Origin of the sequence: Actinomadura decatromicini (assembly GCF_008121305.1) — a bacterium.
Lineage (GTDB): Bacteria > Actinomycetota > Actinomycetes > Streptosporangiales > Streptosporangiaceae > Spirillospora > Spirillospora syzygii.
In genome coordinates this window covers 1-16,568 of record NZ_VSRQ01000012.1, presented here as the reverse complement: position 1 = coordinate 16,568, position 16,568 = coordinate 1, and the positions used below count along the sequence as shown (strand labels likewise).

Annotated in this window: 16 protein-coding genes; 9 read left to right on the top strand and 7 right to left on the bottom strand. The window is 68.7% G+C overall.

The window, feature by feature from the left end:
- Positions 1-54 precede the first annotated feature (54 nt).
- Positions 55-192: a DUF397 domain-containing protein gene (locus FXF68_RS38835; protein ID WP_246179183.1), complete on the bottom strand. Its 138-nt coding sequence runs from the start codon at positions 190-192 to the stop codon at positions 55-57.
- Positions 193-223: 31 nt separating this feature from the next.
- A complete protein-coding gene (locus tag FXF68_RS38830; RefSeq protein WP_148767831.1) occupies positions 224-958 on the bottom strand; it encodes a DUF5753 domain-containing protein in 735 nt (244 codons plus the stop codon).
- A 198-nt stretch (positions 959-1,156) separates the two neighbouring features.
- On the opposite strand from FXF68_RS38830, the gene FXF68_RS38825 reads away from it, so the two are divergent.
- The 5 genes from FXF68_RS38825 to ahpD all read left to right on the top strand — a co-directional run bounded on the left by FXF68_RS38825 (position 1,157) and on the right by ahpD (position 4,051).
- Positions 1,157-1,441 (top strand): hypothetical protein, encoded by a 285-nt coding sequence (locus FXF68_RS38825; protein WP_148767830.1) that lies wholly within the window; start codon positions 1,157-1,159, stop codon positions 1,439-1,441.
- Positions 1,429-1,908 (top strand): ATP-binding protein, encoded by a 480-nt coding sequence (locus FXF68_RS44885; RefSeq protein ID WP_148767829.1) that lies wholly within the window; start codon positions 1,429-1,431, stop codon positions 1,906-1,908. Before FXF68_RS38825 ends, FXF68_RS44885 begins: the two co-directional genes overlap by 13 nt.
- Before the next feature lie 131 nt (positions 1,909-2,039).
- A complete protein-coding gene (locus FXF68_RS38815) occupies positions 2,040-2,522 on the top strand; it encodes an RICIN domain-containing protein (RefSeq protein ID WP_148767828.1) in 483 nt (160 codons plus the stop codon).
- Between the two features lie 342 nt (positions 2,523-2,864).
- Positions 2,865-3,425: a peroxiredoxin gene (locus FXF68_RS38810; RefSeq protein ID WP_148767827.1), complete on the top strand. Its 561-nt coding sequence runs from the start codon at positions 2,865-2,867 to the stop codon at positions 3,423-3,425.
- An 83-nt stretch (positions 3,426-3,508) separates the two neighbouring features.
- Positions 3,509-4,051, top strand: coding sequence for an alkylhydroperoxidase, AhpD family (gene ahpD, locus FXF68_RS38805; protein ID WP_148767826.1), 543 nt, complete (start codon positions 3,509-3,511; stop codon positions 4,049-4,051).
- Positions 4,052-4,102: 51 nt separating this feature from the next.
- Here ahpD and guaA read toward each other — a convergent pair whose 3' ends face one another.
- Positions 4,103-5,674, bottom strand: coding sequence for a glutamine-hydrolyzing GMP synthase (guaA, locus tag FXF68_RS38800; RefSeq protein WP_148767825.1), 1,572 nt, complete (start codon positions 5,672-5,674; stop codon positions 4,103-4,105).
- Between the two features lie 263 nt (positions 5,675-5,937).
- Here guaA and FXF68_RS38795 point away from each other — a divergent pair, with 263 nt between their 5' ends.
- Positions 5,938-6,924 carry a zinc metalloprotease gene (locus FXF68_RS38795; protein WP_246179181.1) on the top strand — a complete coding sequence of 329 codons (987 nt, stop codon included), beginning with the start codon at positions 5,938-5,940 and terminating at the stop codon, positions 6,922-6,924.
- On the opposite strand, the gene FXF68_RS38790 is transcribed toward FXF68_RS38795, so the two are convergent.
- Entirely contained in the window at positions 6,921-7,643 is a 723-nt protein-coding gene (locus FXF68_RS38790) for a DNA alkylation repair protein (RefSeq protein WP_187438334.1), read from the bottom strand. The genes FXF68_RS38795 and FXF68_RS38790 overlap by 4 nt on opposite strands.
- Before the next feature lie 165 nt (positions 7,644-7,808).
- Between FXF68_RS38790 and FXF68_RS38785 the strand changes: the two genes are divergently transcribed.
- Complete coding sequence (locus FXF68_RS38785) at positions 7,809-8,708, top strand: zinc metalloprotease (RefSeq protein ID WP_148767823.1); 900 nt, start codon at positions 7,809-7,811, stop codon at positions 8,706-8,708.
- 224 nt (positions 8,709-8,932) lie between these two features.
- On the opposite strand, the gene FXF68_RS38780 is transcribed toward FXF68_RS38785, so the two are convergent.
- Both FXF68_RS38780 and FXF68_RS38775 read right to left on the bottom strand, forming a co-directional pair.
- Positions 8,933-10,684 carry an FAD-dependent oxidoreductase gene (locus FXF68_RS38780; RefSeq protein ID WP_148767822.1) on the bottom strand — a complete coding sequence of 584 codons (1,752 nt, stop codon included), beginning with the start codon at positions 10,682-10,684 and terminating at the stop codon, positions 8,933-8,935.
- A gap of 9 nt (positions 10,685-10,693) precedes the next feature.
- Positions 10,694-12,274 (bottom strand): succinic semialdehyde dehydrogenase, encoded by a 1,581-nt coding sequence (locus tag FXF68_RS38775; protein ID WP_148767821.1) that lies wholly within the window; start codon positions 12,272-12,274, stop codon positions 10,694-10,696.
- Positions 12,275-12,648: 374 nt separating this feature from the next.
- Here FXF68_RS38775 and FXF68_RS38770 point away from each other — a divergent pair, with 374 nt between their 5' ends.
- Entirely contained in the window at positions 12,649-13,302 is a 654-nt protein-coding gene (locus FXF68_RS38770) for a TetR/AcrR family transcriptional regulator (protein ID WP_148767820.1), read from the top strand.
- 74 nt (positions 13,303-13,376) lie between these two features.
- On the opposite strand, the gene FXF68_RS38765 is transcribed toward FXF68_RS38770, so the two are convergent.
- Entirely contained in the window at positions 13,377-14,864 is a 1,488-nt protein-coding gene (locus tag FXF68_RS38765) for an MDR family MFS transporter (RefSeq protein WP_148767819.1), read from the bottom strand.
- Positions 14,865-14,974: 110 nt separating this feature from the next.
- On the opposite strand from FXF68_RS38765, the gene FXF68_RS38760 reads away from it, so the two are divergent.
- Positions 14,975-16,348, top strand: a complete 1,374-nt coding sequence (locus FXF68_RS38760) for a TetR/AcrR family transcriptional regulator (protein ID WP_222870302.1) — start codon at positions 14,975-14,977, stop codon at positions 16,346-16,348.
- Positions 16,349-16,568: the final 220 nt, after the last annotated feature.

The window sequence follows — 16,568 nt, the reverse complement described above, 5'->3', positions numbered from 1 at the left end:
TACCCGTGCCCCACCCAACCCCTCACGCCACCCCAGCCCATCACGGGCCGACGCTCAGGATGCGGCGAAGCCGCCGTTCTTGATCTGGACGACCAACACGGCCAACTGCTCCCGGCTCACGACCAAGGGCAGACTTTCGGGGTCCTTGCTGTCCCGGACGCCGATCCCCCGCGACAGGTCAGCCAACTCCACGCAGTCAGAGGTTCCGTGAGTGTGGCTGTAACTACTCTTGCGCCAAGCCGCCATAGGACTCACCCATCCGGTCTAGGTGCTCACGCGACTGGTCTTCGTTCCACGCACGGGCCGCAAGACGCTGAAAGCGCGTCGCGACTTCGGCGGCCTCTGTTTGATCGTCGATAACTCGACCCAGACCCAGTGCGTTTCCAGAATGAGCCGCCAGGCGACGGCCCGGCAACGTGAAGCACCAGTACGAACCATCCACGCCGGTATGCGGCGTAGCCGACATCGGAAGTATACGGATGGAGACGTGGCGCAGCTTGCTCATTTCCACCAGCCTGGCCCACTGATCGGCCATGACCTGAGGCGTTCCCATTGGGCGGAGAGCGACCTCGTCCATGACGACCCATAGATCGGGCTGGCCGTCCAAGATCGCCGCCTGGCGCTCCATCCGTCGGCCAACGGCGGTTTCGATGTCCTCGATGAGCCCGGCGTCGTGGCCCGCGCCGAGCAGGCTCCTCGCGTAGTCCTCCGTCTGCAAGGGGATCGGGATCACGTTGCCGGAGTAGATGCAGTGCTGCGTGGCCCTGCGCTGGTAGCGGTCAAGACGGGACGGGGCGTTGGCGTCGATGCCGAGTTTGGCGTAGCCGAGCCAGATCTTGAAGACGCCGCCGGTGTTCCAGGCGGCGTCCAGGGCCTTGCATTCGTTCGTGCCGAGTTGCTTGTCGCCTGACTCGTACTTGGAAACCTGGCCGATCGAACAGCTCAGGATCTTCGCCACGTCGGCCTGGGTCGCGTTGTGCCGAGTGCGCAGGAACCGTAGGTAGTAAGCCAGGAAGCCATGGATGGACTCGTGCGGGTCGGGGGATGGGCGGACCACGGTCGGGACACCTCCGCACTTCCTCGTTTTTCTGATGTCTGCGGCAATGATGACAACCATAAGTCGTCGCCGTCAATCTGTTGCGCGGAAATCACGGGAATGACCGACGGCAGAGGCGATCACGGAATGGGAATCGACAAATTCCGCAAGGATGACTTCATAGACGAAACGGACCCCCTCCCGGCCGTCGGGCCGCCGCGCGGGCGATGGGCGGAGCCTTATCAGGCCCGCGAGAACGGCCTGTGGACGGTGCACCTCCGCAATCCCAAGTCGATCCGGAAGCGTGACAGCCGTCTGGTCGCCACGCTCACCGCGGGCGACCTGTTCACGCTGGGCGGCCTCATGGCTGAGCAGGACGCCCTGGCACGGGAGTGCGAGTGGTGAGCGCCCTGGTGGAGGGGACGTCCGCCGGTCCCCTGGCACTCCGTCGCGGGTTCCTGGCGACACCCGACGTGCCACGGCAAGGACGTCTCATCGTGGAGGCGCAGACCCTCCAATGGGAGCTCCCCCAGAGCACGGTGGACGACGCGGTCCTGGTCGCATCGGAATTGCTGACGAACGCAGTCCGCGCTACCCCGAATGCACCGATCAGTCTCCGCCTGGCCCTCGTGGAGGAGGGTCTCCGTATCGGGGTCTGGGACTCGTCCCAGGAAAGACCGAAGACGTCCGCACCCGACCTGAGGATGCCGACCCAACGCATTCCGGATAATGCGTCCGACCCAGGGGGGTGGGGCCTAGGCATCATTGCCTCCCTGTCCAAGTATTACGGCTGCCGCCCAGAACACGAAGGAAAATGCGTGTGGGCCGTACTCGACATAGAACCACCCCACGAAAACGACATCCCGTCATAGGGGCGCGGGGCCGAGGCGCCCTAGCGCCGGCGCGAGCCCCTGGTCACCCTCGGCAAACTCAGGGTCATGATCTGAATACAGAGGGTAATGTCGGGCGGTGACGCATCTCCGACCGGAACTGGAGGACGATCATGCGCGGCACCGTACGCACCACCGGAAGACTCCTGACCGCTGCCCTCATCCTGATGGGCGCCCTGGCCGTGGGCGGCCCGGACGCCCTGGCCCGCGCCCCGCAGACCTACCGGATCGTGAACGCCGACGAGGGCGAGTCGGCGAAGAACTTCCCCGGGATCAACCCGTCCGCGCCCACGCCGATCATCGTCGACCGCAGCCACGCGGGCGACCACGAGGTCTGGCGCATCACCGGGACGGGAAACGTGTTCACCATCGACAACGTGGGCTCGGACAACCGCGCCGTGGTGCGCGACGGCCGACTGGTCGGCCTCCACGAGGGATCGACGACCTGGGCCATCCGGCGGGTCGCCGAGGGCCGGTACGTCATCGAACTGCCCGGCCGGAATCTCGTCTGGACCCAGGACGAGGACAGGGCGGTACTGGAGCCCGCGGGCGCCGAGCACGGCCAACTGTGGGAGATCGTCCCGGCCACCGACTGACCCGCCCCGGAGCCGAAGGGCGGCACGGCCACGGTCGCGCCGCCCTTTACCGTGTGAGGCGCTACACTTGCCCGCCACGGAGCTAGAAGTCCGTTTTGGGCGTATCAGTGTGATGTGCATCTACCGCCGAACCGCGCCCCTCGGTCATGAGTCGCTCTCATCCCTGGTCACAGCGTCGCGCGCGCCACAGATAGGCAATGCCTATCAGTGAGATGAGACAGATTGATTTCTCTTTTCAGCTAGGTCGGGGCACGCTGAGTGACATCAGCCGCTCGGAGCAAACGCGGCTTTCCCGCGCCTCACCTGCGGAGGCGCCCCGCAACTCATGACGAAGGAGCATTCGTGCTTACTGTCGGTGACCAGTTCCCCGAGTACGAGCTCACCGCCTGCGTCTCGCTGGACGCCGAGCACGCGTTCGAGACGATCCACCACAAGTCCTACGAGGGCAAGTGGCGCGTCGTGTTCTTCTGGCCGAAGGACTTCACGTTCGTCTGTCCGACCGAGATCGCCGAGTTCGGACGGCTGAACGAGGACTTCGCCGACCGCGACGCCCAGGTGCTCGGCGCGTCGGTCGACAACGAGTTCGTCCACTTCGCCTGGCGCAAGGACCACCCGGACCTGCGCGAGATCCCGTTCCCGATGATGGCCGACGTCAAGCGCGACCTGTGCGAGTCGCTCGGCATCCTCACCGAGGACGGCGTGGCCCAGCGCGCGACGTTCATCGTCGACCCCAACAACGAGATCCAGTTCTCCATGGTGACCGCCGGTTCCGTCGGCCGGAACGTCAAGGAGGTCCTGCGGGTCCTGGACGCGCTGCAGAGCGACGAGCTGTGCCCCTGCAACTGGAACAAGGGTGAGGACACGCTCGACGCCAACAAGCTCCTCGCAGGCGCCGGGGCCTGACCCGATCACCGGATCGACAGCGGCCGGTCACGCGCCTTCGTGACCGGCCGTTCGCACGGATTCACAGGAAAGGACGGACGAAGATGAGCGTTGACGCGCTGAAGAGCGCCCTCCCGGGATACGCGAAGGACACCAAGCTCAACCTGGGCTCGGTGACGTCCACCTCGCAGCTCACCGACCAGCAGCTGTGGGGCGCCGTCCTGGCCAGCGCGCTCGCCACCCGGAGCACGGTCGTCATCAGGGAACTGGCCGAGGAGGCGGGGGACCACCTGTCCGCGGAGGCGTTCGAGGCCGCGAAGGCCGCCGCGTCCATCATGGCCATGAACAACGTCTACTACCGCGCCACCCACCTGATCGGTGACGAGACGTACGCGACCCTTCCGGCGAAGCTGCGCATGTCCATCATCGGGCGTCCCGGCGTGGACAAGACGGACTTCGAGCTGTGGTGCCTTGCCGTGTCCGCCGTGAACGGGTGCGGACGCTGCCTGGAGTCGCACGAGAAGGTCGTCCGGGAAGCGGGCCTGTCCCGTGAGCACGTGCAGGAGGCACTTCGCATTGCGGCCGTGGTGAACGCCGCCGCCGCGACGCTCGACGCAGAGGCAGCTCTGGCCCCCGCCACCGTCTGACGACGAAAACGCCAAGGCCCGGACGCTTCCGTCCGGGCCTTGCTCATGTCGTCATTCCCACTCGATGGTGCCCGGGGGCTTGGACGTGATGTCCACCGTGACCCGGTTGATCTCCCTCACCTCGTTGGTGATGCGGGTCGAGATGCGCTGGAGCAGCTCGTAGGGGAGCTTGGCCCAGTCGGCGGTCATCGCGTCCTCGCTCGTCACCGGACGCAGCACGATGGGGTGGCCGTAAGTACGGCTGTCTCCCTGGACCCCTACGGAGCGCACGTCCGCAAGCAGGACCACCGGGAACTGCCAGATGTCACGGTCGAGGCCAGCGTTGCTCAGCTCGGTCCTAGCGATGAAGTCGGCATCGCGGAGGATGTCGAGGCGCTCCTTGGTGACGGCGCCGACGATGCGGATCCCGAGGCCCGGCCCAGGGAAAGGCTGCCGCCAGACGATTTCGGACGGCAGACCGAGCTGCTCACCGAGCGCACGGACCTCGTCCTTGAAAAGCGTGCGCAGCGGCTCCACCAACTGGAACTGGAGGTCGTCCGGGAGACCTCCGACGTTGTGGTGCGACTTGATGTTGGCCGCGCCCGTGCCGCCGCCCGATTCGACGACGTCGGGGTAGAGGGTGCCCTGGACGAGGAACTCCACCGGCTCGGCAGCGTCCTCGCCGACGACCTGGCGGGCCGCCTCCTCGAACACCCGGATGAACTCGCGGCCGATGATCTTGCGCTTCTGCTCGGGGTCGGCGACGCCGTCGAGGGCGGCGAGGAAGCGCTCCTGCGCGTCCACGACGTGCAGGTTCACGCCGGTCGCGGCGACGAAGTCCTTCTCGACCTGCTCCGCCTCGCCCTTGCGCAGCAGCCCGTGGTCGACGAACACGCAGGTCAGCTGGTCGCCGATGGCCCGCTGGACGAGCGCGGCGGCGACCGCCGAGTCGACCCCGCCGGACAGCCCGCAGATCGCCCGCTTCGTCCCGACCTGCCGCCGGACGGCCTCGATCGACTCGTCCGCGATGTTGACCATCGTCCAGTTGGGACGGCAGCCCGCCCCTTCGTACAGGAACCGGCGCAGCAACTCCATGCCGTGCTCGGTGTGCATGACCTCGGGGTGGAACTGGACGCCGAAGAAACCACGTTCGCGGTCTTCCATGCCCGCGACAGGGGTGACGTCCGTACTGGCGGTGACCTCGAAACCGGACGGCGCCTGGCTCACGAAGTCGCGGTGGGACATCCACACCGCCTGCTCATGCGGCAACCCCGCGAACAGCATGCCCGGGGACGTCACCGCTACGGTCGCCCCACCGAACTCGGCGACATTGGAGTTCTCGACCGTCCCGCCCAGGGCCTGGGCCATCACCTGGTGCCCGTAGCAGATGCCGAACGTGGGGACGCCGAGGTCGAACAACCCGTCCGGTGCGTTGGGGGCGCCCTCCTCGTAGACGGACGACGGCCCGCCCGAGAGGATGATGGCCTTCGGCCGCTTGGCGAGCATCTCCGCCGCCGTCATCGTGGACGGCACGATCTCGCTGTACACATGGCACTCGCGGACGCGCCGGGCGATGAGCTGCGCGTACTGCGCGCCGAAGTCGACGACGAGAACGGTGTCGAAGGACTGGTCTGCGGCCACCAAGAAACGCCTTTCGCACGGGCCGGAACGATTCCCCCAGTCTACGGGGCCCCCGCCTGCGACCGGTCGCGCGCGTCCCGGCCGCCGGGCGCCGGGCCGGACCATGAGCACGCTTCGGACGAGACCATCACATGGTGCGATCGTCCTATAACGGTCGGCATCCATTTACCTTGATCACACTCGCTGCAGCACTTCGCTCTGATACCTGTTGATAACGCACTGTGTTCACTTCGTTCCCGTCCGCAAGCGTCCTCCCTAGGAGTGCCGTGAAGCTGCTCGCCGCAACCGTCCTGCTCGCCGCCGCCGTTCCGGCGCTGCCGTCCACCACCGCCTCGCCCCCGCGCCCGGTGCGTCAGGAGGCGGTACGCCAGGAGGCGGCGCGCACGGGCGACTGCGTCAAGGCCGACGTGTCCCCCGCCAACGCGCGCCTGCGGCCCGGCAGCCCGCACGTCAGGGACCGCAACGACCTCTCCCTGGAGCAGGCCGCCAGCGTCGAGCAGAACCTCAACCGCATCCTGGACGGCCTCGGCCTCGCCCCCGAGCAGAACCCGCGTGGGCAGTCGACCGGACGCGACCTGCGCGGCGCCTCCCCCATCACCATTCCCGTCTACTTCCATGTGCTGCACGACGGTTCGTCGGGCAACGTGTCCGCCGCGGCGATCGGGAGCCAGATCGACACGATGAACGCGTCCTACGGCGGACAGAACGGAGGCGCGAACACCCGCGTCTCGTTCACCTTGCGTGCCGTGACCCGCACGGACAACGCGGACTGGTTCAACGACCCCGAGCGCTACGAGCGGACGTACAAGCCGAGACTGCGGCAGGGCGGCAAGAGCACACTGAACCTCTACAGCGCGCGCATCGGGGGCGACCTCCTCGGCTGGTCGACCTTCCCCTGGAAGTACAGCGCCGAGCCCAAGATGGACGGTGTCACCATCCACTACGGCAGCATGCCGGGCGGATCCATCGAGAACTTCAACAAGGGATTCAGCGCCACGCACGAGGTCGGCCACTGGCTCGGGCTCTACCACACGTTCCAGGACGGCTGCGGAGGGCAGGGCGACCGCGTCGCCGACACCCCCGCAGAGCGCGACCCCACCAACGGCTGCCCCGCCGGTAAGGACACGTGCCCGTCCAGTGGCGAAGACCCCATCCACAACTACATGGACTACAGCTACGACACGTGCATGACGTCCTTCACCGCCGGACAGGGCGGCCGTATCCACAACGTGTGGACGGCCTACCGCGCCTAACGGCTGGTTATGCGTTTCGCGTCTTCGGGAGGCAGTCTTCGGACTGCCTCCCTTAGCGTGACGCCCGACATGACGTCCGCGCGTGGCTCGACCCAGGCCACCACCCACTCAGGGTCCTTCTTCGACAACTCCCGCAACACCCACCCGAGGGCCTTGCGGATGAAGAACTCCTTTTCGTTGATGAGCGCGTCCCCGAACCGGTCGATCCTGTCCAGATCCGGTGCCCCTGCACGGACGCCCGCGAGCAGGGCGAGCATCGCCGTGCGACGTATCCACATGTAGGGGTCGCTGACCCAGGCGTCCAGGACCGTCCCCAGGTCGGGATACCGGACGACCAGGCCGCCGACGATTTTCTCGGCGAGATGGTCCACGTACACCCAGCTCGACGACTCACGGATAAGGCGTTCACCCAGGGCGATGTCGGGTGGCTCCAGGAGGGCCGCTCGCTTGGCGAGTACCTCCATCGCGGCCATGCGCGCCTCATGCACGGGACGGCCTTCGTCTGTCACGTCCCAGAGCTTCTGCGCCAGCGCGATGAGTTCGTCTCGGGTCGGCTTGGTCTTCACCGCCGACAGGGCGACCTTCCGCAGGGCCGGGACGGTGACGCCGATATGCACGAAGTCGCTCTTCAGATAGCGCTTCTCGCTCTCGGCGCGCACCGGATCGGCCTGTGCCCGAAATTCGGCCAGGAGCCGTTCCACTTCCCCGTCGACGTCCACGCGGGCCACGCTACGCCGCCGCGCTAGGGTGCCGCATTCAGCGTTGAGCGACCTGATTCGTTCAGGTTTGCCAAAGACGCCTTGGTTGTTCGCATCCAGGCTGGTTCCAGCGATGACTCCGCTCCCCTGCGCGCGCTCCCGCTCGCGTCACCCCCAAGGAGTTTCATGAAACGCGCCGGAATCGCGGCCGTTCTCGGTCTGGCCGCAGCCGTCACGACGTACGCCCCCACCGCCCCCGCCACCCTCGCGGCGCCGACGGCGCCGTCCAACCTGTGCGCCGACCAGTCGGCCCAGGCCCGCGTCCGCGCCGGAACCCACGCCGTCGAGCCCAACCAGCCTGGGACCGCCCAGGTAGCGGCGATGGAGAAGGACTTCCAGAACCGTCTTAGCAAGCTGCGGAACAAGAAGACCTCGGCCATCACGGTCCGCGTGCACTTCCAGGTCGTCTACGGAAGTGCGGGCAACGTGCCCGACGCGACCCTGAACAAGCAGATCGACGTCATGAACAGCGCCTACGCGGGCAGCGGCGTGACGTTCACCCTGGCCGAGATCAAGCGGACGCAGAACTCCGCCTGGTTCTCCGACCCGCAGGCCAACGAGGCCGCCATGAAGAACGCCCTGCATGTCGGCAACGCCCAGGACCTCAACTTCTACACCGCCGACCTGGGCAGCAGCCTCCTCGGCTGGGCCACGTTCCCGAGCAGCTACCGCTCGCAGCCCAAGATGGACGGCGTGGTCATCCACTATCAGAGCGTCCCGGGCGGCACTCTCGGCAACTACAACGAAGGTGACACCGGCACCCACGAAGTGGGTCACTGGATGGGGCTGTACCACACGTTCCAGGGCGGCTGCACGGGCGCTGGAGACGAGGTCTCCGACACCCCCGCCGAGCAGAGCCCGGCCTCGGGTTGCCCAACCGGCCGCGACACCTGCACCTCGCCTGGGGTCGACCCGATCCACAACTACATGGACTACAGCTACGACTCCTGCATGACCGAGTTCACGGCGGGCCAGACGGCGCGCATGCAGAGCCAGTGGTCCGCATACCGCGCGTCAGGAAGCTGACCCGCACCCCGGCCGGACGGTCATGACCGTCCAGCCGACGATCGACCCCCGCTAGAACGGGCCGGGTGGGCCTGACCGGCCCACCCGGCCCGTTCTGCGCTCGGAGCTCACCGACTTTTCCACAGAACCCCGTTCTAGTGCCGTGTCGTCGTCGCCCCGCCGAGAATTCAGGAGTCGAGTTCGGGGAGGCGGCGGCGATGTCGGATTCAGCGGGGACGGCGGCGTCAGGTGATGTCGATGATCGGGAGCTTCAACGCTCCCGGCGCGTCGGCCGGGACGGCCGGGTTCTTCGGCGGGACGGGGTTGAGCCGCCGGTACGGCTCGCCCAGCGCGGGGCGGAGATCGTCCTCCGACCGGTTCGGCCAGAGCGACATGGCGCGCTCCGCCTGCGCCGTGATCGTCAGAGACGGGTTGACGCCCAGGTTGGCGGAGACGGCCGAGCCGTCCACGACATGCAGGCCCGGGTGCCCGTACACGCGGTGATATGCGTCGATCACCCCCGACTCGGGCGAGTCGCCGATCGCGCACCCGCCGAGGAAATGCGCCGTCATCGGGACGTCGAACAGGTCGCCCCAGGTGCCGCCCGCCATCCCGCCGATCTCGTCGGCGATCAGCCGGGTCGCCTCGTGCCCCTCCGGGATCCACGTCGGGTTGGGCTCGCCGTGCCCGGCGGACGAGTGGACGTCCCAGCCGAACGGGCCCTTCTTCGGGCGCAGCGTGATCGAGTTGTCGCGGGTCTGCATGACCAGCGCGATGACCGTCCGCTCCGACCAGTGCCGCACGTCCGCGAGCTGCATCAGGTCGCGCGGGCGGCGCACCGCCTCGCGGACGAACTTCAGCAGGCGGGGCTTGTGCTTCTCGCCCGGACGGTCACCGTCCACGAGCAGGGTTTGCAGACCTGCGAGCAGGTTGGAGCCGCGCCCGTACCGGACGGGCTCGATGTGCGTGTCCGGCGCCGGGTGGAACGACGACGTGATCGCGACGCCCTTGGAGAAGTCGGGCCCCGGCTTGCCGTTCGCGCGCCCGCCGCCGAGGATCGCCTCCGAGTTGGTGCGGGTCAGCGCGCCGAGCCGGTCCGACAGTCGCGGCAGCGCGCCCGTCGCCTTCAGCTTGTGCAGGAGCTTCTGCGTCCCGTACGTTCCGGCGGCGAACACGACCTGCTCGGCGGTGAGCGTCTTGCGGTTGCGGCCGAACGAACCCGTCCGGACGATGTCGACCTCATAGCCGCCGCCCTGCCGCGGCCTGACGGACGTGACGCGGCTGAGCGGCATCACCCGCGCGCCCGCCTTCTCCGCCAGATACAGGTAGTTCTCGGTGAGCATGTTCTTCGCGCCGTGGCGGCAGCCCGTCATGCACTCGCCGCACTCCAGGCAGCCGCGCCGCCGCGGGCCCGCGCCGCCGAAGTACGGGTCGGCGCTCTCCACTCCGGCGCCCCGTCCGAAGAACACGCCGACTGGTGTCTTGACGAACGTGTCGCCCTTGCCCATCCGGTCGGCGACACGCCTCATGATCTTGTCGGCCTCGGTGGTCGTCCGGTTCTGCACGACGCCGAGCATGCGCTTCGCCTGCTCGTAGTAGGGCGCGAGCTCGTCCTGCCAGTCGGTGATGTGCGCCCACTGCCGGTCCTTGAAGAACGGCTCCGGCGGGACGTACAGGGTGTTGGCGTAGTTGAGCGAGCCGCCGCCCACGCCCGCCCCGGCCAGCACCAGCACCCGGCTCGACTTCGCCCCGCGGATCAGGTGCATCCGCTGGATGCCGGTGAACCCGAGCGCGGGCGCCCACAGGTAGCGGGCGATGCGCCAGTTCGTCTTGGGCAGCGCCGGATACCGCGACCCGGGCGCCCCGGACGGGTTCGTGTCGAAGCGGCGGCCCGCCTCGATCACCCCGACCCGATAGCCCTTCTCGGTCAGCCGCAGCGCCGACACGCTGCCGCCGAATCCCGACCCGACCACGAGCACGTCGAAGTCATGCTTCACGGGCGATCCCTACTTGATCCGCAGCTTCTTCATGAGCTTGATCCCGGTCGCCATCATGTCGGCGAACCGGTCGTAGCCGATGGCGCCCGGCGGTTCCAGGTCCATGATGTGCTGGCTCGCGACCGTCTGCGCCTCGGTGAACTTCAGCAGCCCCTCGGACCCGTGCCGCCGTCCCACACCGGACTGCTTCATCCCGCCCATGGGCGAGTCGTAGGACGCGTAGGCCGCGCCGTACCCGTCGTTGATGTTGACCGTCCCCGCCTGGATGCGGGCGGCGAGACGGCGCCCCTTCGCCAGGTCCTTCGTCCATATCGAGGCGTTCAACCCATAGGGCGTGTCGTTCGCCCGCTCGACGACCTCGTCCTCGTCCCGGTACTTGTAGACCGCGACGACCGGCCCGAACGTCTCGTTGGCGCACAGGTCCATATCGCCGTCGACGTCCGCGAGGATGGTCGGCTCATAGAACAGCGGCCCTACGTCCGGACGGGCCTTGCCTCCGGCCAGAACGGTCGCGCCCGCCTCCACGGCTTGGTCGACGTGCCGCGTCACGGCGTCCAGTTGCCGCTTGTACGTCAGCGATCCCATCTCGGCCTGGAAGTCCAGCCCGGCGCCGAGCCTCATCCCCTTCACCAGCTCGACGAACCGGGGGACGAACCTGTCGTAGATGTCCTCGTGAACGTACATGCGCTCGATCGAGATGCAGAGCTGCCCGGCGTTGGTGAAGCACGCGCGCACGGCGCCCCGCGCGGTGCGCTCCACGTCGGCGTCCGGCAGGACGATCATCGGGTTCTTGCCGCCGAGTTCCAGCGAGTACCCGACCAGCCGGGGCGCGACCTTCTCCGCGATCGCCTTCCCGCCGCGCGTCGACCCGGTGAACGACACGTAGTCGGCGTTCTCCACGAGCGGGTCGCCGATGTCGGCCGGGTCGCCCACGACGATCTGCCACAGATCGCGCGGCAGCCCGAGCTCGATCAGCAGATCGAGCACCCACAGGCTGGACAGGCAGGTCTGCGTGTCCGGCTTGTGGATCACCGCGTTACCCGCCATCAGCGCGGGCGCGATATCGCTCGCCCCGAGCGCGAACGGATAGTTCCAAGGCGCGATCAGCGCGACGACGCCCTTCGGGTGCCGCAACTCATGGACGCGCGTAAGACCCGGCATCATGCCCTGCCTGCGCCGCGGCTTCAGCAGCTTCGGGGCCCGCCGCGCGTAGTAGAGCGAGCAGAGCGCCACGTCGAGGAACTCCTCCATCGCGTGGCGGCGCGCCTTGCCGGTCTCCAGCTGGATGACGTCGAGGATCTCCGCGCGCCGGTCGACCAGCGCGTTCGCCAGCCGCAGGAACGGCTTGACCCGCTCCGCCGCCGGCAGCGCGCCCCAGGCCCGCTGCGCCGCCCGCGCCCGCTCGTACGCCTTCCGGACGTCGTCGGCGCTGGACAGCGGAACGGTCGCGAGGGGCGCACCGGTGAACGGCCCGGTGATCGTCGCGGTCTCGGCGCCGTTCGACACCACGTGCGAGACCAGCCGGTCGATCAGAGTCTGCGGCAGCGTGCGCTCCGCCGCGCCTTCGGCGGAGACCGTCGGGGATGCCATACAGGCAGCGTATGACCCCCCGCCCTCTCTTGGCTACCCGCAAGTAACGCAGCCTGCGGAGTGATGTGCCCCACGCGCCAGCGCAGTCTCCATCCCCCATTGACACCTCAACCTGACCGGACCGTTCCAACTCAGGTCGAATTACGCAACCGACGGACTGACCATGCTTACCCGGTGTATTCCGAAGAGAGAATCTCGCTCCACGCCCGCGTCACCCGTCCCCCGACCACGCCCGACCCAGGAGAACCGAAGCCCACCGACCACAACACAACATGCAGCCCACCGACCACGGCACAACATCCAGTCCCCGGGCTCAGAAGACCGTACAAGGGGGCGAGGGACGTATCGAAGGCCACACTGGGAGGGAACAGCACATGACGGACACCCACGGTGACAACCGGCCCGAGGGTGACTCGACCGGAGCGGGGGGCCTCCACGCTCCGCGCCCGTCCGGCGGCGGCACTCCGCCGCGCCGGGATCGCCGGGAGCAGACCAGAACCGCCCTGCTCACCGCCGCCGAACGCCTATGGGCGGAACGCGGCATCCACGGCGCCTCTCTCGATGACATCGCGTCGGCCGCGGGCCTCACCAAGGGCGCCGTCTACTCCAACTTCGCGGGCAAGACCGACCTGCTGCTGGCCCTGATGGAGCGCTTCACCAGCGATCCGTCCCGCAGCGACGTCTGCGACGAGATCCGCACCGCCGAGGAGGACGCCGACCCCACCGACCGTCCCACCCGCCACGCCCCCGACGACCGTCCCCGGCGCCTCGCCCTGCTCCTCGTCGAGTTCTGGCTCTACGGCATGCGCGACTACGCCGCGGGCTGGCGCATCGCCGACTGGTACGCCGAACGCCGCGCCCAGATGGCCAGCGAACTCGAACCCACCGACGGCCTGGCCGCCGACGACCGCGCCGCCCTGGCCGTGGCCCTCGACCTGGGCGTCGCCTTCCAACACCTGCTCGACCCCGCCCGCGTCCCCGCCCACCTCTACAAAACCGGCAAAACCCTAATGCTCGGCACCCCCTGACCCGCTGGGCACTCCCGCGTCGGACGCCTTCCACGCCTGAACCCCGGCGGGGGCGCCGAGGCGAGGCACAGAGTTCAGCGAGCGGACTGAGTCATCGGGATCGGGGCGGGCCTCTCATCGGGCTTGGAGGCGGGGGCGGTGCGTAGGGGGTGTTCGGTGATCAGCCAGGAGATGGTCAGCCAGGTGGCGCTCACCGCGGCTACTGCCAGGAAGATTTTCGCGGTGCCGTGGGCTACGGCGTCCAGGTAGGCGGGGCCCGCGGCGGGGGTGCGGCCGTCCAGTGAGCGGGTGAAGATCGCGCCGAACGCGGCTATGCCCAGTGAGCCGCCGATCGTGCGGAACAGGGTGACGGTGCCGGAGGCCGCGCCTATGTCGGTCATGTCGACGCTGTTCTGCGCGATGGTGACGGTCAGCTGCATGGTCAGCCCGAGACCGAGGCCGAGCAGCGCCATGGCGGCGCCCGTGGCCAAGCGGCCGGTTCCGGCGTCGACGGCGGACAGCCAGACCGCGCCCGCGGTGAGCGCCACGCCGCCCAGGACGGGGAAGATCTTGTACCGGCCGGTCCCGCTCATCACCCGTCCGACGAGCTGCGTCGTGAACAGGATCGGGATCATCATCGGCAGCAGCAGGAGCCCGGACGACGAGGCGGACGCGTCCTGGACGGTCTGCTGGAACAGCGGCAGATAGAGCACCCCGGCGAACATCACCACACCCGTGACCAGCGACAGCGCGGAGGCGAGAGTGAAGTTGCGGCTGGCGAACATGCGCAACGGGATGACTGGGTCGGCGGCCCGCCGCTCCGCCAGCACGAACATCGTCGCACCCGTGATCGCCAGTGCGGCCAGGCCACGGATCGGTCCCGAGGTCCACGCGTACTGGACGCCGCCCCACGTCGCCGCGAGGACGAGCGCCCCGATGGTCATCGCCAGCGCCCCGATCCCGGCGTAGTCGATCGTGACCTTCCGGCGGGTCGCGGGCAGGTCCAGGAGCATCGCCGACCATCCGAAGGCCAGCAGGCCGAGCGGCAGGTTGAGGTAGAAGGCCCACCGCCAGCTCAACTGGTCGGCGACCATCCCGCCGAGCAGCGGGCCGCCGATGGTGCCGATCGCCATGACCGCCGCGGTCATCCCCTGGTAGCGGCCCCGCTCCCGAGGCGGCACCAGCGCGCCGATGATCGAGAACGCGCCGACCATCAGGCCGCCGGCCCCGAGCCCTTGCAGCGCGCGGAACCCGATCAGGGCGGTCATCGACCAGGCCGCCCCGGACAGCAGCGACCCGACCAGGAACACCGCGATCGAGGTCAGGAAGACCGTCTTGCGGCTGAACAGGTCGCCCAGCTTGCCCCACACCGGTGTGGAGATCGCGGTCATCAACGTGTAGGCGGTCACGACCCAGGCCATGTGGTCGAGGCCGCCGAGGTCCCGGACGATCGTGGGCATCGCGGTGCCGACGATCGCGTTGTCGAGCATCGCCAGCAGCATCGCCAGCATGACGCCTAACAAGATGACGCGGATTTCGCGTCCGGTGCGGGCGAACGCCTGCGGTACGGCCGTCGTCGTCATGGCCGATCACCTCCGAAGCAGAATGGAAACGAGCATACTCGTGGTCTCATTCAAAAACTATAACGACTCTACTCTGAGAGTGGTTCTGCGCGCAGCGCTAGACTGGCGGCATGACCGAGGCGACCATGGGGCGCAGGGAGCGCAAGAAGGCACGGACCAGGCAGGCGATCGCCGACGCCGCGCTGGAGTTGTTCCTCGAACGCGGCTATGACCAGGTCAGCGTCAAGGACGTCGCCGAGGCCGCCGATGTGTCGACGAGCGGCCTGTTCAAGCACTTCCCGACCAAGGAGTCCCTGGTCTTCGACCGGGACGACGACATCCGGGCCGCCCTGGTGTCGGCGGTGCGCGACCGTCCCGAGGGCGTCCCGCCGCTGGACGCCCTGCGCGACTGGCGACTGGCCCGGCTCCGCGAACGCTCCGCCGACCCGCGAACGGCCGCGTTCGCCGAACTCGTCACCAGCACCCCGGCCCTCCAGGACTACGCCGACCGAATGTGGCTGGACCACGAGAGAGAACTGGCCCAAGCCCTGACCGAAACAGAGCCGCAAGCCCCGGCCCCGGACGACTCGCCGCGCGGAGGCCCGGACGCGAGCACTCCGCAAACGGACGCCACCACGCAGACGGATCTCGGCGCGCAGGCGCATGACCCGGCGCAGACGGATGACACGGCGTGGCCCGATGTCGCCGCGCGGACGGATCACGCGGCGCGGGCGGAGGTTGCGGCGCGGGCTGTTGCGCGGTTTGCGTTGGATCGGCTGCGGCCGCGTGGGCAGGACGATCCGCGTCGCGTGATCGAGGCCGCGTTCACCTTGCTGGCCAACGGGTGGCCCGCTCCCGAGCTGAGCCGTCCGGCGTCCGACCGGGCCCCGGCGGTCGCACGGTCCGCGGCCCCGGCCGGGCCCCCGGGCCTGCGCGAACGCAAGAAGGCCCAGACCCGGCGGGCCATCATCGAGGCCGCGGTCGCGCTGTTCACCGAGCGCGGCTACGACAACGTGGGTGTCCGTGAGATCGCCGATGCCGCCGACACCTCGATCGCGACCCTGTTCAAGTACTTCCCGGACGGCAAGGTCAGCCTGGTCTTCCCCGGCGATCGGGCGGCCAGGATCGCGTCCCTGACCGACGCCGTCCACGACCGGGCGCCGGGCCAGACCGTCCTGGACGCGCTGCGCGGCCTCCTCTCCCAGCGCGGGCCGTTCAAGGAGGACCCCACGCCCGCGGAGCAGCGCGTCCTCGACCTGGTGAGCGCCACCCCGGACCTGCGCGACTACGCGCTCCGCTCCTGGACGAACGGCCAGGACGCCCTCGCCGCCGCCATCGCCGAGGAGTCGGGCCTCCCCGCCGACGACCTCACCGCGCGGCTCCTGGCGCGCTACGTCCTGCAGATCCCCGACCTGGCGCGGAACACCCCCGACCCGCGCCGCACCCTCGACATCGTCATCGACCTCCTCAGCCGAGGCTGGCCCGCCTGCCTCCACGAGTCCTAGCCCGACCAGCCCAACCAGCCCGGCCGCCCGGCGATCAACTCAGAGCCACGGGGCCGTGGTCACCAGTCCCAGCCCGACGATCGACCCAGAACCATAGGGCGGGCTGTGGTCACCAGCCCGGCCGCCCGGCGATCGACTCAGAGCCACGGGGCCGTGGCCACGAGTCCCAGCCCGACGATCGACCCAGAACCATAGGGCGGGCTGTGGTCACCAGCCCGGC